We start from the raw sequence: 20883 nt of genomic DNA, 5'->3' as shown, positions 1-20883 counted from the left end.
CCCTTCAAACTCAAGATTTCAATGCTTCGGCTAGTTTCGCGATCTTGCCACGAACTGAGCCATCGATAACCAGGTCGCCGGCGCGGATTACGACACCCCCTATGAGAGAGGCATCCTCCGCAGCATGCAGGCGCACTTCCCGGCCGAGCCGTGCACTGAGAACCTTGGCGAGTTTGTCTTGCTGTTCTTGGTTCAATGCGAAAGCACTGGTGACATCCACATCGACCGATTTTTCCTGCTCGGCCTTGTACAGGTCGAACAGTTCGGCGATCTCCGGCAGAAGCGGGAGGCGGTCGTTTTCAGCAACGACGTGAATGAAATTCTGTGCCTTGGCATCGAACTTTTCGCCACACACTTCAATAAAAGTGGTGGCCTTTTGTGCGCTCGTCAGTCGCGGGGCCTTGAGCATGCGCTGCATGGTGTCGTCTTGCGACACCGCAGCAGCCAGGCCGAGCATGGCTGACCAATTGGCCAGCTGCTGGTGGGCCTGCGCGTGCTCGAAGGCCGCCTTCGCGTAAGGTCGGGCCAACGTGGTCAGTTCTGCCATGATCGCCCTCGCTTAAATTTCAGCAGCCAGTTTGTTAACCAGCTCCGCGTGCGCGTTTTGATCGATTGTGGCACCCAGAATCTTCTCTGCGCCATTGACTGCCAGGCTGCCCAACTGGGCGCGCAAGGCGTCTTTGACACCGTTCAGTTCCTGCTCGATCTCGGCCTGAGCCTGGGCCTTCACACGGTCAGCTTCAACGCGTGCCGTTTCACGGGCTTCGTCGACAATCTGAGTACCGCGTTTCTTGGCTTGCTCAATGATTTCAGCTGCTTGAGCCTTAGCTTCGCGCAGTTGTTGACCCGCTTTCTCTTGGGCCAGCTCCAGGTCGCGAGCTGCTCGGGAAGCAGCGTCCAGTCCATCCGCGATCTTCTTCTGACGTTCGTGCAAAGCCGCGATGACCGGAGGCCACACGAACTTCATGCAGAAAATCACAAAAATGAAGAACGCAACGGACTGGCCAATCAGGGTTGCATTAATGTTCACGCCAACACCTCGCTCGTTCGTTGTCCATCACACCAATCAACTCGAAAATTCGAGTGATCAGCCAGCGAGTTGACCAACGAAGGGGTTCGCAAAGGTGAAGAACAGAGCGATACCAACACCGATCATGGTCACGGCGTCGAGCAGGCCCGCAACGATGAACATTTTAACTTGCAGCATTGGAACCATTTCCGGCTGACGCGCAGCGCCTTCCAGGAATTTGCCGCCCAACAGGCCGAAACCGATTGCAGTACCCAGTGCGCCCAGGCCGATCAACAGTGCAACAGCGATAGCGGTTAGACCAACTACAGTTTCCATCTTTCCTCCCGACTTTTACGTCGTATTGGTTAGGTTTTTTTAATTGAAGCGGTAAAACAAAATCGTTTCTACATCAGCCCTTGCGGGCACCGTCCCGCCGATGGCGAGACGGTCATCAGACACGTCCTGAGACGAATCTCAATGGTTATCTTCGTGAGCCATCGACAGGTAGACGATGGTCAGCATCATGAAGATGAACGCTTGCAGGGTGATGATCAGGATGTGGAAAACAGCCCACGCCCACTGCAGCACTACACCCAGACCGCTGAGCCACAACAGACCGCTGCCGAACATTACGGCGATCAGAATGAAGACCAGCTCGCCAGCATACATGTTGCCGAACAGACGCAGAGCCAGGGAAATAGGCTTGGCGATCAGCGTCACGAATTCCAGCAGGAAGTTGACCGGGATCAACAGCGCCTGAACGAACAGGTTTTTGCTGCCGAACGGGTGAAGGGTCAGTTCGCCGATGAAACCGCCGATGCCCTTGACCTTGATGCTGTAGAAAATGATCAGTGCGAACACAGACAGGGCCATGCCCAGTGTGGCGTTCGGATCAGTCGTCGGAACGGCACGGAACGGAATGTGCTCGTCGCCCGAGATCAGCATCGCCAGTTGCGGAATCCAGTCCACCGGTACCAGGTCGACCGCGTTCATCAGGAAAACCCAGACGAAAATGGTCAGCGCCAGTGGTGCGATAACCGCGCTGCGGCCGTGGAAGCTGTCTTTCACGCTGCCGTCGACGAAATCGACCAGCACTTCGACGAAGTTCTGCAGTGCGCCAGGCTGACCGGAAGTTGCCTTCTTGGCCGCCATGCGGAAGATCAGAACGAAAATCAGACCCAACGCAACCGACCAGCCGAGGGTATCGACGTGGAAGGCCCAGAAACCCATTTCCTTGGCTTCTGCTGCGGTGTGGGCAAAGCCCCATTCGCCATTGGGCAGGTGCCCGAATGTAAGGTTCTGCAAGTGGTGCTGGATATAGCCCGAAGCTGTTTGCTCTGCCATGGTTGCCTCAAACGCCCTAAGGTCTCGAAAGTCTTGTTCTCGTAAGCAGGGGAGCGAACCAGTTGACCACCTGGATCAACATGAACACACCGAATACCGCCAGCGGTGCCAGTGGCTTCACACCTGCGAACGTCAATGCAAAAAGCACTGCCGTGAAAATCAGTTTGCCTGCCTCGCCGGCGTAGAACGACCGCACGATGGCTTGCGCTGCTCTGGCCCCGGAAAACCGGAATGCCTTGTGAGCAAAGTATAAATTGGGTAGCCAGGCTATCAGGCCTCCGCAGAGTCCCGAATATCCTGCAACGACTCCTTGCCACTGCCACAGCACCAATGCGGCCATGAGCAGCACGATCAATTGAGCCAGCAATAGCGGAAAAACCGCCAGGCGATAGAACGGCAAGCGGTCTGGCATGCGGGATTCCATCGCAACTGCTCCTTTGATGTCGGTCGCCATAATCAATAACTTGGCATAATTTGTGCCGACAAAATGCGCGCAGAGTATAGGGGCGGTTCAGCCCCTATTCAACAGTCGGGTAGTGATTTCCGACTATACGCTACAGAGCAATTGTTTCAGCGGATGTGAGCGAGCACTCCTTGCAGCTCATCCAGCGAGTTGTAACGGATGACCAATTGGCCTTTACCCTTCTGCCCGTGACGAATCTGCACCGCAGAGCCTAAACGCTCGGCCAGACGCTGTTCGAGGCGGCTGATATCAGGGTCGGCCTTGACTGGTTCGGCAGCCTCCGGCTTGCCGCTCAGCCATTGCCTGACCAGTGCTTCAGTCTGGCGCACGGTAAGCCCCCGTGCGACAACATGTCGCGCACCTTCGACCTGCCGATCTTCACTCAGACCGAGCAAGGCACGGGCATGCCCCATTTCCAGGTCGCCGTGGGACAGCATGGTCTTGATGGCTTCAGGCAAGGCAATCAGGCGCAACAGGTTGGCCACACTGACACGCGACTTGCCGACGGCATCCGCCACCTGCTGCTGGGTCAGCTGAAACTCCTGCTGCAGGCGCTGCAGCGCCATGGCCTCCTCGATAGGGTTGAGGTCTTCGCGCTGGATGTTCTCGATCAACGCCATCGCAATCGCGGTTTCGTCCGGAACATCACGGACCATCGCCGGAATCGTCTCGACACCTGCCTGCTGACTGGCACGCCAGCGACGTTCACCGGCGATGATTTCAAAGCGGTTGTCGCCGATAGGTCGAATAACGATCGGCTGCATCACGCCCTGTGACTTGATCGACTGCGCCAGTTCTTCGAGCGCCTGAGGATCCATGTCGCGGCGCGGCTGATACTTGCCACGCTGGATAAGGTCCAGCGGCACATGCTGCAACTCACTTGGCGGAGCCTTGACGGCCTGCTCTTCCAGCGAACTGACGGTTGGACTGCTCAGAAGTGCGTCCAACCCACGTCCGAGACCTCGTTTCTTGACGGCCATGGGAATTCCTTAGGTTGGCTGAGCGGTTTTTGCGCCGCGACGTTGACGACGAACCAGTTCACTTGCCAGGGCCAGATAGGCCAGCGCACCGCGAGACGATTTGTCATACGCCAGCACCGGCATGCCGAAACTCGGCGCCTCGGCCAGCCTGATGTTCCTCGGGATCACGGTGTCGTACAACTGCTCGCCAAAATGTTCCTTGAGCTGCGCCGAAACATCGTTGATCAGGCTCAGACGCGGGTCATACATGGTGCGCAGCAAACCTTCGATTTTCAGCTGCGGATTGAGCAGTTCAGCGATGCGCTTGATGTTATCCACAAGGTCGCTGAGACCCTCGAGCGCGAAGTATTCGCACTGCATGGGGATAATTACACCGTCTGCCGCAACCAGTGCGTTCAGGGTCAGCATCGACAATGAGGGTGGGCAGTCGATCAGAATGTAATCGTAATTTTCGCGGATCGGCGCCAGCGCATTGCGCAGACGACTCTCTTTCATCTGCATTTCCAGCAGAACCACTTCACCCGCTGTCAGATCACGGTTGGCCGGAAGCAGCTGATACCCGCCGTGTTCGGAAAACTGCATGGCCTCACCCAGATCGCATTCGCCGATCAACAGGTCATAGACCGAGTTTTCCAGATTATGTTTATCCACACCGCTGCCCATGGTCGCATTGCCCTGGGGATCGAGATCGATCAACAGCACACGGCGTTTGGTCGCGACCAGCGACGCAGCGAGGTTGATGCATGTGGTGGTCTTGCCGACCCCACCTTTCTGGTTCGCTATCGCGAATACCTTAGCCATTCTTGCTTGTGTTCCCCGTCATGCCGTGCGGCGCAGTATCAGCAGATGGCGTTGGCCTTGGCAACCCGGAACGGTCAAGGCTTGTGCGCTATCGAGGTGAAAATCCGAGGGCAATGCTACCAGCTCATCATCAGGATGCAGCCCTTTCATTGCCAGCCAACGTGTATTCACGTCACCCATATGGCGAGTCCAGCCCGTGAAGTCTTCAAGGCTGCTGAACGCACGGGAAATGATCCCGTCGAACGGCGCATCAGGCTGATAATTTTCTGCACGGCTGTGGATAACTTCAAGATTATCCAGTTTCAGCTCAAGTTTGACCTGTGTCTGAAACCGGGTCTTCTTGCCGTTGCTGTCCAGCAGCGCCACTTTGCGCTCCGGAAACAGGATGGCCATGGGAATGCCAGGCATCCCACCGCCGCTGCCGACGTCGATCCAGCGTGCACCTTCGATGAAGGGCACCACACTGAGACTGTCGAGCAGATGTCTGGATACCATTTCGTCCGGGTTGCGTACCGCAGTCAGGTTGTAGGCCTTGTTCCACTTGATCAACAACGCCAGATACGCCAGCAATTGCTCGTGCTGCGCCGGACTGAGGTCGATCCCCAATTCCCGGGCACCGGTGGATAACTCTTGGGCGTGTTGCGGGGTGACCATAGAACTCAAGCGCTTTGCTCCAACTGACGGCCCGCGCCGCGTTTTTTCAAATGGATCATCAACAACGATATCGCTGCAGGCGTGACGCCGGGTATACGCGATGCCTGTCCGAGTGTTTCCGGACGAGTTATCCCCAGCTTGCTCTGGATTTCTTTCGACAGGCCGGATATCGCGGCGTAATCGATGTCTTCCGGCAGACGGGTGTCTTCACTGGCGCGCAGACGGGCGATTTCGTCCTGCTGGCGATCAATGTAACCGGCGTATTTTGTCTTGATCTCTACCTGCTCGGCGACCTGGGGATCGATGCAGCCCTGGCCAGTGATTGAAATCAGGCTGGCGTAATCGATTTCCGGACGGGTCAGCAGGTTGAGCAAATTGTATTCATGGGTCAGTGGCGTGCCGAAGTGTTCGGCAATCGCATCGCCCTGCTCGGTACCAGGGCGCACCCAGGTACTTTTCAAACGTTGTTCTTCCAGCTCGATGCTTTCACGCTTGGTGCAGAACGCAGCCCAGCGGGCGTCGTCGACCAGACCCAGCTCGCGGCCTTTTTCGGTGAGTCGCAGGTCCGCGTTGTCTTCGCGCAGGATCAAACGGTATTCGGCCCTGGAGGTAAACATCCGGTAAGGCTCTTGGGTACCGAGTGTGATCAGGTCATCGACCAGAACACCGATGTACGCTTCATCGCGACGCGGGCACCAGCTGTCTCGACCCTGTGCGCGCAGCGCGGCATTGGTCCCGGCCAGCAAACCCTGGGCACCGGCCTCTTCGTAACCGGTCGTGCCGTTGATCTGGCCAGCGAAGAACAGACCACCGATGACCTTGGTTTCCAGGCTGTATTTCAGATCACGCGGGTCGAAATAATCGTATTCGATGGCATAACCAGGGCGAACGATATGTGCGTTTTCCATGCCGCGAATCGACTGAACGATCTGCAGTTGCACGTCGAATGGCAACGATGTGGAAATGCCGTTCGGGTACAGCTCGTGCGTGGTCAACCCTTCCGGCTCGATGAAAACCTGATGGCTTTGCTTGTCGGCAAACCGGTGGATCTTGTCTTCGATCGACGGGCAGTAACGTGGACCAATACCTTCGATCACGCCCGAATACATCGGCGAGCGATCGAGGTTGGACGCAATGATTTCGTGAGTCCGCGCGTTGGTGTGCGTGATCCAGCAACTGACCTGCGGCGGATGCTGTTCCTTGTTGCCCAGGAACGACATGACCGGGATAGGTGTGTCACCTGGTTGTTCTGTCATCACCGAGAAATCCACAGAACGCCCATCAATACGTGGCGGGGTTCCGGTTTTCAGGCGGCCGACGCGCAGCGGCAGTTCACGTAGCCGGTGAGCAAGTGCGATCGATGGGGGGTCGCCTGCGCGTCCGCCAGAATAGTTCTGCATGCCGATGTGGATAAGTCCACCCAGGAACGTACCGGTGGTCAACACCACCGAATCGGCAAATATGCGCATACCCATTTGGGTCACTACACCGCGCACCTGATCCTGTTCGACGATCAGGTCATCACAGGCTTGCTGAAATATCCACAGGTTCGGCTGATTTTCCAGGATTTCACGAATGGCTGCCTTGTACAGCACGCGATCTGCTTGAGCACGAGTAGCCCGTACAGCCGGGCCTTTGCGACTGTTCAGCACACGGAACTGGATACCACCCTTGTCAGTAGCCATGGCCATCGCACCGCCGAGGGCGTCGATTTCCTTGACCAGGTGACTTTTGCCAATGCCACCGATGGCCGGGTTGCAACTCATCTGGCCGAGTGTTTCCACGTTATGGGTCAGCAGCAGGGTTTTTACACCCATACGTGCCGACGCCAGTGCGGCCTCGGTACCGGCATGACCGCCACCGATGACGATCACTTCAAAACGGGAAGGGAAATCCACCACGCACCTCGTGCCTGTTGTCGATGAGAAATTGGGATAGCTGACAAGTATAGGGACTTACCCCACCTGAATGAAACCCGTTGGACAAAATTTAACCAGCTGTGGAAAACTCGCGGATAAAGAAAATAAAAAGGAAAGAAAGTTTATAAAGCCTTGTTTTTATGTTTATTCTTACTGAGCCAACTTTCTGTGGATAGATCGCTACAGGCCTTTATTTCCAATGTGTACAGAGTTTAAAAAGTCTGTGTTCATGTGGGGATGAGGGGTTTGGATAACCGTCCTGAGCCTGTTGATAAGATAGCCACTTGTCCACAGGGGGATTTATCTTCAGGTTTGCACCCCGCTTACCCACCGAGCTAAAGGGCAGTTATTCACAGGGCTTAATTCACAAAAAAACCGCTCTTCAGCAAAAATCAGGCACAGAAAATCCCTCACTCGGGCATTTCTGCTCGTCAGATTCAGGTGTCGAGGCGAAGTTAAAGGAAGAATGGCGGAGTATTTGGATAACGCTACCGCTGAAAAGAAGCGTCTTGTGGTGCTGGAAGGCATGACCCAGGGCGGGCCATGCCAGAAGGTTTACTTGCCGATGCAGAAGCTGGAGAAGATTCTACCAAGCAGATCGTCTGAGCTGAATGCACCGGTAATCTCGCCAAGCGCTTGCTGTGCCTGACGCAGATCTTCGGCCAGCAGCTCTCCAGCGCCTGCCAGGGTGAGTTGAGCCCTGCCGTGCTCCAGCGAGTCACTGGCGTGGCGCAGTGCCTCAAGGTGGCGTCGACGTGCGCTGAAGCTGCTTTCAGAGGTTTGCTCGTAGCCCATGCAGGCCTTGAGATGGTCACGCAGCAGTTCAAGCCCCTCGCCCCCTGACCTGGCGCTCAGGCTGATGGTGACATGGCCATCAACGCTGGTTTGTAGATCGACGGGGTCTCCACTCAAATCTGCCTTGTTACGGATCAGAGTGACTTTCGCCGGGTCCGGACGTTGCTCAAGGAATTCGGGCCACAGTGCAAACGGGTCTGCTGCCTCCGGTGCCGTTGCATCCACAACCAGCAGAATCCGGTCAGCTTCACCGATGGCCTTGAGTGCGCGCTGCACGCCGATCATTTCCACCTGATCCTGGGTATCACGCAGACCTGCTGTGTCGACGACGTGCAACGGCATTCCATCGATGTGGATATGTTCACGCAACACATCGCGCGTAGTGCCGGCAATCTCGGTGACGATGGCCGCTTCTCTGCCCGCCAAGGCATTCAGCAAGCTGGATTTGCCCGCATTGGGACGCCCGGCAATCACAACGGTCATCCCGTCGCGTAACAAGGCACCCTGCCCCGCTTCACGCAGCACTGTGGATAACTCGGCACGTACGTCATCGAGCATGTTCAGGACATGGCCATCGGCAAGGAAGTCGATTTCCTCTTCGGGGAAGTCGATTGCAGCTTCCACATAGATGCGCAGGCTGATCAATTTCTCGGTCAAGTTATCCACACGCCGCGAAAAAGCGCCCTGCAATGAGCGCAGTGCATTGCGCGCTGCCTGTGCAGAACTCGCCTCAATCAAGTCAGCAATGGCTTCTGCCTGGGCAAGATCGAGCTTGTCATTGAGAAAGGCACGCTCACTGAACTCGCCCGGACGAGCCAGTCGGCTGCCCAGTTGCAGGCAGCGCTGCAGCAGCATATCCAGAACGATGGGGCCGCCGTGGCCCTGAAGCTCAAGTACGTCTTCGCCGGTGAACGAGTTGGGTCCCGGAAAATACAGCGCGATCCCCTCATCGAGGGTCTGCCCCGCTTCGTCGACAAAACGCCCGTAATGCGCAAATCGTGGTTTTGGCACCCGACCGATAATGGCTTCAGCAGCCTTGCCGGCCAAAGGACCTGACACCCGAACGATACCGACACCGCCACGCCCTTGGGCTGTGGCGATGGCGGCAATGGTTTCACGAGGAACGTTCATGCTCCGGCTCCCGGACAAATGACGGATAGCAAAACGCCCCACGAGGGGGCGTCTTGTAGAACTTATTCACAGGTTAGATCAGGCAGCTGCTTTCTTGGTAGCTGCTTCGATCTTGCGAGTGATGTAAGCCTGCTGAGCGATCGACAGGGTGTTGTTAACAACCCAGTACAGAACGAGACCGGCAGGGAACCACAGGAAGAAGAACGTGAAGATGATTGGCATCATTTTCATGACCTTGGCCTGCATCGGGTCCGGCGGAGTCGGGTTCAGACGCTGCTGGATGAACATCGTCGCGCCCATGATGATCGGCAGGATGAAGAACGGGTCTTTGATCGACAGGTCGGTTATCCACAGGATCCACGGTGCCTGACGCATTTCCACGCTTTCCAGGAGTACCCAGTACAGCGAAAGGAAAACCGGCATCTGGACAAGAATCGGCAAGCATCCACCCAATGGGTTGATCTTTTCTTTCTTGTACAGCTCCATCATTGCCTGGGACATTTTCTGGCGATCATCGCCATGTTGTTCCTTCAGCAGTGCAAGCTTCGGAGCCACGGCGCGCATGCGTGCCATCGACTTGTAGCTTGCTGCGGACAACGGGAAGAACAGGCCTTTGATCAGCATGGTCAGGACAATGATCGACCAGCCCCAGTTGCCGAGGATGGCGTGGATATGTTGCAGCAGCCAGAAGATAGGCTGGGCAATGAACCACAGGAAACCATAATCGACGGTCAGCTCCAGACCTGGGGATAACTCTTTGAGTACCGCCTGGCTTTTCGGACCTGCATACAGGGTAGCGCTGGTTTCACCTTGTGCACCGGGTGCAACCGACAGAGTCGGGCTGGTGAAGCCGATGATGTAGTTGCCCTGGCTGTCTTTACGGGTCTGAACAGCGTTGGTGGCGTTGTGATCCGGAATCCACGCAGTCACGAAGTAGTGCTGCAGCCATGCAACCCAACCGCCCTGAACAGTTTCCTTGACCTGGCCCTTGTCGATATCTTTCATCGACACTTTCTTGTACGGCTCGGCCGCAGTCCACAGGGCAGCGCCCAGGTAGGTAGCCGTGCCGGTAGCAGTCGTCGAAGAAGGGTCAGAGCTGGCATCGCGCTTTAATTGCGCGAACAGATTACCGGACCAGGGTTGTGCGCTCTGGTTATCCACAACGTAGGTCATGACCAGATCGTACAGACCGCGCTTGAAGGTGAAGCGCTTGATGTAGTTGACGCCGCTTTCCGAGAATTTCAGATCCACGACCATCGAATCCTGGCCGTCAGCCAGTTGATAAGTCTTTTGTGTGGAGGTGTAAACCGGACGACCGGCAGCGCGTGCATCAGGACCATTGGTCCCGGTCAGGCCGCTTTGTGCCAGAAAAGTACGCTCGCCGCCGTTGTCGAACAACTGAAACGGAACATCAGGACGATCCTGACGACGCGGGTACAGAGGCAAACGAAGCTGAACGACGTCGCCACCCACCGGATCGATCGCCAGATCGAGCACATCGGTCTTGACGTGGATAAGGTCTTTGCTGGCTACGGCCGGAGTTTCAAGAGGTGCTGCAGCCGTATTGGCCGTAGCGCTTGCGCTTGGAACATCGGCACTTGCAGAACCATTAGTACCAGCGGCCGTGTCCGGAATACCCGGTGCGGTGGTGCTGGCTGCAACATTCTGGGTCGGCATGGCAGCCTGGCCATAGTCTTGGTTCCATTTCAGAACCCCGACGTAGGTCACGATTGCCAGGGCGACGATCAGGATCGTGCGTTTAATATCCATGATTACTCGGCCATCGAAGAAGAACGGGAGGTGGGGACAGCTGGAACCGGGTCATAACCACCGGGATTCCATGGGTGACAGCGACCCAGGCGACGAATTGACAGCCAGCCACCGCGCAAAAGGCCATGATTTTCGATGGCTTCATACGCGTAGCAGGAGCAACTGGGGTAGAAACGACAGTGACTGGCCATCAGCGGGCTAATGGCATAGCGATAAAACTGGATCGGAACGAGTGCCAGTTTACGCATCTGGACTGTCTACCCCTGCAGGTTCGGATTTTTCTTCCGGAATGGGTCGGCTACGCGCCAGACGTTTCCAGAGCTTGCCGAAATGCTGAATCAGTTCAGGGTTTTCTACGTCACCCAAACCTTTACGCGCGACGATAACGATATCCCAACCGACCAAACTGTCTTGGTGTTGGCGAAATGATTCGCGCATCAGGCGTTTCAAGCGATTGCGCTCGACGGAGAGCTTCACGCTCTTTTTACCTATCACCAGCCCCAGACGGGGATGATCAAGGTTGTTGTTGCGCGCAAGGAGCAGGAGATTTTTCCCCGGAACCTTGCCGGTAGGGGAGTCAAAGACTGCCTTGAAATGCCGGGGAGTCAGCAAACGCTTTTCCCGACTGAAGTCTCGACTCACCTCCTGTGCCGATTTATCAAACTGCCAGACGCTTACGGCCTTTGGCACGACGACGCGAAAGGACTGCGCGGCCGTTTTTGGTGGCCATACGTGCACGGAAACCGTGGGTGCGGGCGCGCTTGATAGTGCTGGGTTGGAAAGTACGTTTCATGGCGTGTTACCTGGTTCGTCCACTACGGGCCGGAATGGCCCCCGTTTTAAGAGACCGGGGATTCTAGAGAAAGGAGGCCCGCAGGTCAATTTCCAACCAGCTTTTCTTCATACGCGTCTTTTATAGGCAATTTTCCTCTGGAACCCGTTTGGGAGCACTCAGGCTCTGGTCAGTTATAGAAATAAAAAGAAGAGAGTATTTAAAGCTTCTTTATAAAGCTTATAACTCTTACGTAGACGCTTTCTGTGGATAAAATCCTACAGCCCTTGTAATTCAATGTGTACAGCGAAAAGAAAGGTTGTCCAGAAGCGGTGCTTTGCCTGTGCCACACGGTCGGAAAAGCTGTGCATGGAATGCGGTTTTATCCACAGGCGAGTTATGCACAGAGTTTAGCCCTGACTTATGCAATGGGCTGAAGAGGGGTTATCCACAGAGCTTACGATTTGACCGTTTGTCGTGTGACCACTGCATAAATCGTTGATTTATAGCTGCCTGTGAGCAACCTACATGTGGATAAGTCGTCTGCGGATCGTTACAATGGCGGCTGTTTTTGCCTCACCGGCTTTCAACTCAGGGGATATCCGTGTCAGTGGAACTTTGGCAGCAGTGCGTGGAGCTTTTGCGCGATGAGCTGCCTGCCCAGCAATTCAACACTTGGATCCGTCCGCTACAGGTCGAAGCCGAAGGCGACGAGTTGCGTGTGTACGCACCGAATCGTTTTGTTCTCGATTGGGTCAACGAAAAATACCTCGGCCGTTTGCTGGAGCTTCTTGGCGAGCATGGTCAAGGCATGGCGCCTGCCCTTTCCTTATTAATAGGAAGCAAGCGCAGCTCTGCACCACGTGCCGCTCCGAATGCGCCATTGGCCGCCGCGGCGTCCCAGGCGCTGTCTGCCAATTCGGTCAGCAGCGTCTCGTCGTCTGCACCCGCCATGGCTGCTCCGGCTGCTCCTGTCGCGGTGCCTGCACCGGTTCAGAACGTTGCAGCACACGATGAGCCTTCACGCGACAGCTTCGACCCAATGGCTGGTGCCAGCTCGCAGCAGGCACCCGCTCGTGCGGAGCAACGTACCGTGCAGGTCGAAGGCGCGCTCAAGCACACCAGTTACCTGAACCGCACGTTCACGTTCGAGAATTTTGTCGAGGGTAAATCCAACCAGCTGGCACGTGCTGCAGCCTGGCAGGTTGCCGATAACCCCAAGCACGGTTACAACCCGCTGTTCCTTTACGGTGGCGTAGGTCTCGGTAAAACTCACTTGATGCATGCTGTGGGTAACCACCTGTTGAAGAAGAACCCGAACGCCAAGGTCGTGTACCTGCATTCGGAGCGCTTCGTCGCAGACATGGTCAAGGCTTTGCAGCTCAATGCAATCAACGAGTTCAAGCGCTTTTACCGCTCAGTCGATGCACTGCTGATCGATGACATTCAATTTTTTGCTCGCAAGGAACGGTCGCAGGAAGAGTTTTTCCACACGTTCAACGCGCTGCTGGAAGGTGGGCAACAGGTCATTCTGACCAGTGACCGCTATCCGAAAGAAATCGAAGGCCTTGAAGAACGGCTCAAGTCGCGTTTCGGTTGGGGTCTGACGGTTGCTGTCGAGCCTCCGGAGCTGGAAACCCGCGTGGCTATCCTCATGAAGAAAGCGGATCAGGCCAAGGTCGATCTGCCTCATGACGCGGCGTTCTTCATTGCCCAGCGGATTCGCTCCAACGTTCGAGAGCTGGAGGGCGCGCTCAAGCGCGTCATCGCTCACTCGCACTTCATGGGGCGCGACATCACCATCGAACTGATTCGCGAATCGCTGAAAGATTTGCTGGCGTTGCAGGACAAGCTGGTGAGTGTGGATAACATTCAGCGTACTGTCGCCGAGTACTACAAGATCAAGATCTCCGATCTGCTGTCCAAGCGTCGGTCCCGTTCTGTTGCCCGGCCTCGCCAGGTGGCGATGGCGCTTTCCAAGGAACTCACCAACCACAGTCTTCCGGAAATCGGTGACGTATTTGGTGGTCGGGACCATACGACTGTCTTGCACGCCTGCAGAAAGATCAACGAGCTCAAGGAATCCGATGCGGATATCCGCGAGGACTACAAGAACCTGCTGCGCACTCTGACTACGTGATAACGCCAGTGCAGCTTATTAAGGCAAGGGACTAGACCATGCATTTCACCATTCAACGCGAAGCCCTGTTGAAACCCCTGCAATTGGTCGCCGGCGTGGTAGAACGCCGCCAGACCTTGCCGGTTCTTTCCAATGTGCTTCTGGTCGTCGAAGGTCAGCAACTGTCGCTGACCGGTACGGATCTGGAAGTCGAACTGGTTGGCCGCGTCCAGCTGGAAGAGCCCGCAGAACCTGGAGAAATCACGGTTCCTGCGCGTAAGCTCATGGACATTTGCAAAAGCCTGTCCAATGACGCGCTGATCGACATCAAGCTCGATGACTCCAAGCTGATCGTCAAGGCAGGTCGTAGCCGTTTCACTCTGTCCACATTGCCTGCCAATGATTTCCCGACAGTGGAAGAAGGCCCGGGCTCGCTGACCTTCAATCTGGTGCAGAGCAAGTTGCGCCGCCTGATTGAGCGCACCAGCTTTGCGATGGCTCAGCAGGATGTTCGCTACTACCTCAATGGCATGCTGCTTGAAGTCAGTGCGGGTATTTTGCGGGCGGTCGCCACTGACGGTCACCGTCTGGCGATGTGCTCGATGTCTGCCGATATCGAACATGCCGATCGTCATCAGGTGATCGTCCCGCGCAAAGGTATTCTCGAAATGGCCCGTCTGCTGACCGAGCAGGACGGTATGGTCAGCATCGTTCTGGGTCAGCATCACATCCGGGCGACTACCGGCGAGTTCACCTTCACTTCCAAACTGGTCGATGGCAAATTCCCGGATTACGAGCGCGTGCTGCCTAAAGGTGGCGACAAGCTGGTGCTGGGCGATCGTCAGGCATTGCGCGAAGCGTTCAGTCGCACCGCTATTCTGTCCAACGAGAAGTACCGCGGTATCCGCCTGCAACTGGCCAGTGGTCAATTGAAAATTCAGGCCAACAACCCTGAGCAGGAAGAGGCAGAGGAAGAAATCGGCGTAGAGTACAACGGCGATTCGCTGGAAATAGGTTTTAACGTGAGCTATCTGCTCGACGTGTTGGGCGTGATGACGACCGAGCAGGTGCGCCTGATTCTGTCGGATTCCAATAGCAGCGCCCTGGTGCAAGAGTCCGATAACGACGATTCCGCCTACGTTGTCATGCCGATGCGTCTGTAACTTCATGTCCAGCGCAACCTAGATGTCTCTTAGTCGCGTCTCGGTCACCGGGGTGCGCAATCTGCACCCGGTGACCCTCTCCCCCTCCCCGCGTATCAATATCCTCTACGGCGCAAACGGCAGTGGTAAAACCAGTGTTCTGGAAGCCATCCACCTGCTGGGGATCGCGCGTTCGTTTCGTAGCAGTCGCCTGCTTCCTGTCATCCAGTACGAGCAGCCCTCTTGCACCGTATTCGGACAAGTCGATCTCGCGCAAGGTGGTCACAGCAATCTCGGTGTTTCGCGCGACCGACAAGGCGAATTCCAGATTCGTATTGACGGGCAAAATGCGAAAAGTGCCGCTCAGCTTGCTGAAATATTGCCACTGCAGTTGATCAATCCGGACAGCTTCCGATTGCTGGAAGGCGCTCCGAAGATACGCAGGCAGTTTCTGGATTGGGGAGTGTTCCACGTGGAACCTCGTTTCATGGCTACTTGGCAGCGCCTGCAGAAGGCCCTCAAGCAGCGAAACTCGTGGCTTCGGCATGGTACACTTGACGCCGCTTCACAGGCGGCATGGGACCGAGAGCTATGCTCGGCAAGTGACGAAATAGATGAATTCCGTCGCGCCTATATCAAGGCATTGAAGCCCGTCTTTGAACAGACTTTGAGCGAACTTGTTGAGCTTGAAGGTTTGACCCTGAGCTACTACCGAGGATGGGACAAGGAAAAAGAGCTGAGTACAGTGCTCGCCTCTTCCCTGCATCGTGATCAGCAAATGGGCCACACCCAGGCCGGACCACAACGAGCTGACCTGCGCCTTAGATTAGGCGCTCATAACGCGGCGGACATATTGTCTCGCGGTCAGCAAAAGCTGGTGGTCTGCGCATTGCGTATTGCTCAGGGACACCTGGTTAGCCAGGTCCGTCGCGGCCAGTGTATTTACCTGGTAGATGACTTGCCCTCCGAACTGGATGACAACCATCGACGCGCGCTTTGCCGCTTGCTGGAAGAATTACGCTGCCAGGTGTTTATCACCTGTGTAGATCAAGAATTTTTGAGGGAAGGCTGGCAGACGGAAACGCCAGTCGCTTTGTTCCACGTGGAACAAGGCCGTATCACCCAGACCCACGACCATCGGGAGTGATTGCATGAGCGAAAACCAAACGTACGACTCGTCCAGCATTAAGGTGCTGAAAGGACTTGATGCCGTACGCAAGCGTCCCGGAATGTACATCGGTGATACAGACGATGGCAGCGGTCTGCACCACATGGTGTTCGAGGTGGTTGATAACTCGATCGACGAAGCATTGGCAGGCCATTGCGACGACATCAGCATCATCATCCACCCAGACGAATCTATCACCGTGCGCGACAACGGCCGCGGTATTCCGGTAGACGTGCATAAAGAAGAAGGCGTGTCGGCAGCCGAGGTCATCATGACCGTGCTCCACGCTGGCGGCAAGTTCGATGACAACTCCTACAAGGTATCCGGCGGTTTGCACGGTGTAGGTGTGTCGGTTGTTAACGCCCTTTCAGAAATTCTGTTGCTGACGGTTCGTCGCAGCGGCAAGATCTGGGAGCAGACTTACGTGCATGGTGTTCCACAGGAACCGATGAAAATCGTCGGTGAAAGTGACACCACGGGCACCCAGATCCACTTCAAGCCTTCCGCTGAAACGTTCAAGAATATCCACTTCAGCTGGGACATCCTGGCCAAGCGGATTCGCGAACTGTCCTTCCTTAACTCCGGTGTCGGCATTGTCCTCAAGGACGAACGTAGCGGTAAGGAAGAGCTGTTCAAATATGAAGGTGGTCTGCGTGCATTCGTTGAATACCTGAACACCAACAAGACGCCGGTCAATCAGGTGTTCCACTTCAATATTCAACGCGACGACGGCATTGGTGTCGAGATTGCGCTGCAGTGGAACGACAGCTTCAACGAGAACCTGCTGTGCTTCACCAACAACATTCCGCAGCGTGATGGCGGTACTCACCTGGTGGGCTTCCGTTCCGCGTTGACGCGTAACCTGAACAACTACATCGAGCAGGAAGGTCTGGCCAAGAAGCACAAGGTCGCGACTACCGGCGACGATGCGCGTGAAGGTTTGACTGCGATCATTTCGGTCAAAGTACCTGACCCGAAATTCAGCTCGCAGACTAAAGACAAACTGGTTTCTTCTGAAGTCAAAACTGCCGTGGAACAGGAGATGGGCAAGTACTTCTCCGACTTCCTGCTGGAAAACCCGAACGAAGCCAAAGCCGTCGTTGGCAAGATGATCGACGCAGCCCGTGCCCGCGAAGCAGCGCGCAAGGCTCGCGAGATGACTCGCCGCAAAGGTGCGCTGGATATCGCTGGCTTGCCGGGCAAGCTTGCCGACTGCCAAGAGAAGGACCCTGCCCTCTCCGAACTGTACCTGGTGGAAGGGGACTCTGCTGGCGGATCAGCCAAGCAGGGGCGTAACCGTAGAACCCAGGCGATCCTGCCACTCAAGGGCAAGATCCTGAACGTTGAAAAAGCGCGTTTCGACAAAATGATCTCTTCTCAGGAAGTGGGCACTTTGATCACCGCGCTGGGCTGTGGCATCGGTCGTGAAGAGTACAACATCGACAAGTTGCGGTATCACAACATCATCATCATGACCGATGCGGACGTCGACGGCTCGCACATCCGTACCCTGCTGCTGACCTTCTTCTTCCGTCAGCTGCCAGAGCTGATCGAGCGTGGCTACATCTACATCGCTCAGCCGCCGCTGTACAAGGTCAAGAAAGGCAAGCAGGAGCAGTACATCAAGGACGACGAGGCCATGGAAGAATACATGACCCAATCGGCCCTTGAAGACGCCAGCTTGCACCTCAGCGAATCGGCACCGGGCATCTCTGGTACTGCGCTGGAGAAACTGGTCAACGACTTCCGCATGGTCATGAAGACCCTCAAGCGTCTGTCGCGTCTTTATCCACAGGAACTGACCGAACACTTCGTCTACCTGCCGCCGATCACGCTGGAACAACTGTCCGACCACGAGGGCATGCAGGCCTGGCTGGCACTGTTCGACGCGCGTCTGCGTACCGGTGAGAAGTCAGGTCTGGTCTACAAGGCCAGCCTGCGTGAAGACCGTGAACGTAACGTCTGGCTGCCAGAGGTCGAACTGATCTCCCATGGTCTGTCGAACTATGTCACCTTCAACCGTGACTTCTTCGGCAGCAATGACTACAAGACCGTTACCGCTCTGGGACTGCAGATCAGCACGCTTCTGGAAGAAGGTGCCTACGTGCAACGTGGCGAGCGCAAGAAGCCCGTCACCGAGTTCAAGGAAGCCCTCGCCTGGTTGATGGCCGAAAGCACCAAGCGCCACACCATCCAGCGCTACAAGGGTCTTGGTGAGATGAACCCGGACCAACTGTGGGAAACCACCATGGACCCGAGTGTGCGTCGCATGCTGAAAGTGACCATCGAAGACGCCATTGGCGCTGACCAGATCTTCAACACCCTTATGGGTGATGCGGTCGAACCACGCCGTGACTTTATCGAGAGCAATGCGCTGGCAGTGTCCAACCTGGACTTCTGATTCAGTTGTAGCTTCACAGAAAAGCTAGCCGTTATCCCGCAATGGTGATTTCGACTTGATAAGGCCAACCCTGGGGTTGGCCTTTTTCATTTGAGGATCTTCCAGGCCTGTCCTGTGTTGCAACGATCTCATCGACTTGATCACAATGAACGTTGAAGCAATCTGCCGTTTATAGTGGCTAAAACAGTCGATCCGTATGTTTACACAGGAAACTTCGGCGCAGATGATTTCGCTGAGCGATTAACCTGATCAATATCGCAGCCGCTCAAGGCTGCACATATCACTACGATATTGGCAGGAATAGCAAAAATGCCCGCACCTCTGATCCCCGTCGAGACCTCCTCCAAGCTTCCCTTGGAGGCAGATGTAGTTGTCATTGGCGGCGGCATAATAGGCAGCTTCACCGCCTACTACCTCGCCCTGCGCGGCATGAAGGTCGCTCTGGTTGAAAAAGGCCGTATCGGTGCCGAGCAATCGAGTCGTAACTGGGGGTGGTGCCGGCAGCAGAATCGGGATGCCCGGGAGCTGCCGATGGCAACCAAAAGCCTGGACCTGTGGGAGCAGTTTGCCAAGCAGAGCGGTGAGCAGACAGGCTTCACCCGCTGCGGCCTGCTCTACTTGAGCAACGACGAGAAAGAACTGGCGGGATGGGCACGCTGGGGAGAGTTTGCTCGTACCGTAGATGTCCAGACCTACATGTTGACCGCGCAGCAGGCTGCCGAACGCGGCAAGGCTACAGGTAAGCAATGGAAGGGCGGAGTCTATGCGCCTACGGATGGTACTGCCGATCCATCTCGTGCAGCGCCAGCTGTTGCGAGAGCGATCATGGCGCTGGGCGGCACCGTGCATCAGGGTTGCGCTGCTCGGGGTCTGGAAACCGAAGGTGGGCGATTGTCCGCTGTGGTCACTGAGCACGGCACCATTCGTACCCGGCTCGCGGTACTTGCCGGAGGCGCGTGGGCTTCTTCGTTCTGTCGCCAGTACGGTATCAGTTTTCCCCAAGCCACTATTCGCCAGACGGTAATGTCAGTGTCCCCGCCGACCGACGAGTTGGTGGCGGCGTTGCATACTTCAAATATCTCCATGACTCGCCGCTATGACGGTAGCTACACACTGGCAATCAGCGGCCGTGGAAGGGTTGATCCTACGCCGCAGTTATTTGGTTTTGCGACACAGTTCCTGCCCATGTTTCAGCGTCGTTGGCGCAACCTTGCACCGGGAGGCCTGGAAGGCTTGCGCTCAGGCCACGAGGGCCGCGGCAAGTGGCGTCTCGACCAGCCGACACCTATGGAGAAAATGCGCATACTCGACCCCAAGGTCGATACCTCTGCGGTGGAGTTGACCTACAAGCGTGCGGTGGCGATGGTCCCCGCTCTCAAACAATCGTCGGTCACTGCTGCCTGGGCTGGTTATGTCGACAGCACACCTGATGGTGTGCCCGGGATCGGTGAAATCGCCAGCCTGCCCGGCCTCGTCCTCGCCGCCGGATTCAGCGGCCATGGTTTCGGTATTGGACCAGGAGCAGGTCATCTGATCGCTGACATTGTCAGTGGTGTCGCCCCTATCGTTGACCCTAAACCTTATCACCCAGACCGTTTCCACGGTTCATCTTGGGGTAAGGTGGCAGATTTTTGATTGAAACGACGAGCGGATCCACAGTGACTGCTGTGCTTACATCGGCGTAGTCACAGCGATAATTGTGCGCGCATTGGAGCTGAGAAAACTTACGACTGGTGTTCCACGTGGAACACCATGGTTTTGGGATATCAGTGACTATTTTACGCATCAATGGATGCCGGCGACGCCCTTTCAATAACGGACCAGGCAACCGCTCAGTCCTAGCGGAAATTTAACGTCGTGTCCGGAATCAGGTGTCCACTACCTAATAGGCTCGTTACGGTCTACATCCGTGAAAGCAGATCTGCTTTCTTTATCAGAAACTCATCTTCGGTCAGGACGCCTTGGTCCTTTAAGTCGGAGAGTTTTTTCAACATTGCAGGGATGTCCTCTGTCGAAGCCGACGAGGTCTTGGCTGGTTGGTGCGACGCTGCTACTGCCTCCAGAATCATTTTCTTGATCTGCTCAAAATCCGCGTTGCTGCCCTTGCCGAAGAATACGGAATTGTCATCGTTTGCAATATTTGTTGAACCGCCGCGAAAAGCCAGATCACCAGCGTGGATCACTTGGAAGAAAGCTTTATTAAGCAGTGAGGCGGGCTCCAGGCGAATAGCTGAAATGGCTGATATTGGAATATCTTTGTTACCTTTGCCCATGCCTGAGAATTGTCGCAGTGCACCAAACAATCCTGTGCGGCGAATTAGAACCTCAGATCCGGTGAATGTAATCTCGCCGTTAGACCCTTTGGCTGTAAAAGGTAAATTGCTCATCGCCGTACTCCATTACAAAAATGCAAGA

General features: G+C 55.8%; 20 protein-coding genes. 5 read left to right on the top strand and 15 right to left on the bottom strand.

What is annotated here, in order from left to right:
* Positions 1–10: 10 nt before the first annotated feature.
* From RYB09_RS08770 to rpmH, 14 genes are all read right to left on the bottom strand, one after another.
* Positions 11–547, bottom strand: coding sequence for a F0F1 ATP synthase subunit delta (locus tag RYB09_RS08770; protein ID WP_003315956.1), 537 nt, complete (start codon positions 545–547; stop codon positions 11–13).
* A 12-nt stretch (positions 548–559) separates the two neighbouring features.
* The gene (locus RYB09_RS08765; protein WP_002555986.1) at positions 560–1030 is read right to left on the bottom strand and encodes a F0F1 ATP synthase subunit B; all 471 of its coding nucleotides are present in this window, start codon (positions 1028–1030) and stop codon (positions 560–562) included.
* 57 nt (positions 1031–1087) lie between these two features.
* Entirely contained in the window at positions 1088–1345 is a 258-nt protein-coding gene (gene atpE, locus RYB09_RS08760) for a F0F1 ATP synthase subunit C (RefSeq protein ID WP_002555987.1), read from the bottom strand.
* A 138-nt stretch (positions 1346–1483) separates the two neighbouring features.
* On the bottom strand, positions 1484–2353 hold the full coding sequence (gene atpB / locus RYB09_RS08755; protein WP_002555988.1) for a F0F1 ATP synthase subunit A: 870 nt from the start codon (positions 2351–2353) through the stop codon (positions 1484–1486).
* Positions 2354–2369: 16 nt separating this feature from the next.
* Complete coding sequence (locus RYB09_RS08750; protein WP_002555989.1) at positions 2370–2777, bottom strand: F0F1 ATP synthase subunit I; 408 nt, start codon at positions 2775–2777, stop codon at positions 2370–2372.
* 146 nt (positions 2778–2923) lie between these two features.
* Positions 2924–3796 carry a ParB/RepB/Spo0J family partition protein gene (locus RYB09_RS08745; RefSeq protein ID WP_002555990.1) on the bottom strand — a complete coding sequence of 291 codons (873 nt, stop codon included), beginning with the start codon at positions 3794–3796 and terminating at the stop codon, positions 2924–2926.
* Between the two features lie 9 nt (positions 3797–3805).
* Positions 3806–4597, bottom strand: coding sequence for a ParA family protein (locus RYB09_RS08740; RefSeq protein WP_002555991.1), 792 nt, complete (start codon positions 4595–4597; stop codon positions 3806–3808).
* Between the two features lie 18 nt (positions 4598–4615).
* The gene (gene rsmG / locus RYB09_RS08735) at positions 4616–5260 is read right to left on the bottom strand and encodes a 16S rRNA (guanine(527)-N(7))-methyltransferase RsmG (RefSeq protein WP_057401324.1); all 645 of its coding nucleotides are present in this window, start codon (positions 5258–5260) and stop codon (positions 4616–4618) included.
* Complete coding sequence (mnmG, locus tag RYB09_RS08730; protein WP_122280166.1) at positions 5257–7149, bottom strand: tRNA uridine-5-carboxymethylaminomethyl(34) synthesis enzyme MnmG; 1893 nt, start codon at positions 7147–7149, stop codon at positions 5257–5259. The genes rsmG and mnmG overlap by 4 nt, the downstream gene beginning before the upstream one ends.
* Positions 7150–7725: 576 nt before the next feature.
* Complete coding sequence (mnmE, locus tag RYB09_RS08725; protein ID WP_122280135.1) at positions 7726–9096, bottom strand: tRNA uridine-5-carboxymethylaminomethyl(34) synthesis GTPase MnmE; 1371 nt, start codon at positions 9094–9096, stop codon at positions 7726–7728.
* Positions 9097–9174: 78 nt separating this feature from the next.
* A complete protein-coding gene (gene yidC / locus RYB09_RS08720) occupies positions 9175–10866 on the bottom strand; it encodes a membrane protein insertase YidC (protein ID WP_122280134.1) in 1692 nt (563 codons plus the stop codon).
* A 2-nt stretch (positions 10867–10868) separates the two neighbouring features.
* Positions 10869–11114 carry a membrane protein insertion efficiency factor YidD gene (gene yidD, locus RYB09_RS08715; protein ID WP_002551313.1) on the bottom strand — a complete coding sequence of 82 codons (246 nt, stop codon included), beginning with the start codon at positions 11112–11114 and terminating at the stop codon, positions 10869–10871.
* Positions 11107–11508 carry a ribonuclease P protein component gene (gene rnpA, locus RYB09_RS08710; RefSeq protein ID WP_316888057.1) on the bottom strand — a complete coding sequence of 134 codons (402 nt, stop codon included), beginning with the start codon at positions 11506–11508 and terminating at the stop codon, positions 11107–11109. Before rnpA ends, yidD begins: the two co-directional genes overlap by 8 nt.
* A 16-nt stretch (positions 11509–11524) precedes the next feature.
* Positions 11525–11659, bottom strand: coding sequence for a 50S ribosomal protein L34 (gene rpmH / locus RYB09_RS08705; RefSeq protein ID WP_002551315.1), 135 nt, complete (start codon positions 11657–11659; stop codon positions 11525–11527).
* A gap of 583 nt (positions 11660–12242) precedes the next feature.
* Here rpmH and dnaA point away from each other — a divergent pair.
* The 5 genes from dnaA (at position 12243) to RYB09_RS08680 (ending at position 20103) form a co-directional block, all read left to right on the top strand.
* Positions 12243–13778 (top strand): chromosomal replication initiator protein DnaA, encoded by a 1536-nt coding sequence (gene dnaA, locus RYB09_RS08700; RefSeq protein WP_005744955.1) that lies wholly within the window; start codon positions 12243–12245, stop codon positions 13776–13778.
* Positions 13779–13816: 38 nt separating this feature from the next.
* Positions 13817–14920 (top strand): DNA polymerase III subunit beta, encoded by a 1104-nt coding sequence (gene dnaN / locus RYB09_RS08695; RefSeq protein WP_054070950.1) that lies wholly within the window; start codon positions 13817–13819, stop codon positions 14918–14920.
* Positions 14921–14942: 22 nt separating this feature from the next.
* Positions 14943–16046 carry a DNA replication/repair protein RecF gene (recF, locus tag RYB09_RS08690; RefSeq protein ID WP_058402481.1) on the top strand — a complete coding sequence of 368 codons (1104 nt, stop codon included), beginning with the start codon at positions 14943–14945 and terminating at the stop codon, positions 16044–16046.
* Between the two features lie 4 nt (positions 16047–16050).
* A complete protein-coding gene (gene gyrB, locus RYB09_RS08685; protein WP_044318840.1) occupies positions 16051–18468 on the top strand; it encodes a DNA topoisomerase (ATP-hydrolyzing) subunit B in 2418 nt (805 codons plus the stop codon).
* Between the two features lie 309 nt (positions 18469–18777).
* Positions 18778–20103, top strand: coding sequence for an NAD(P)/FAD-dependent oxidoreductase (locus RYB09_RS08680; protein WP_122280132.1), 1326 nt, complete (start codon positions 18778–18780; stop codon positions 20101–20103).
* Positions 20104–20369: 266 nt separating this feature from the next.
* On the opposite strand, the gene RYB09_RS08675 is transcribed toward RYB09_RS08680, so the two are convergent.
* The gene (locus tag RYB09_RS08675) at positions 20370–20855 is read right to left on the bottom strand and encodes an SHOCT domain-containing protein (RefSeq protein ID WP_005756448.1); all 486 of its coding nucleotides are present in this window, start codon (positions 20853–20855) and stop codon (positions 20370–20372) included.
* Between the last annotated feature and the right edge of the window lie 28 nt (positions 20856–20883).

Origin of the sequence: Pseudomonas syringae group sp. J254-4, assembly GCF_032586855.1 — a bacterium.
In the GTDB taxonomy this organism is placed as follows: Bacteria; Pseudomonadota; Gammaproteobacteria; order Pseudomonadales; family Pseudomonadaceae; genus Aquipseudomonas; species Aquipseudomonas amygdali.
The sequence above is the reverse complement of the archived record's forward strand: the minus strand, read 5'-3'. Positions and strand labels throughout refer to the sequence as shown.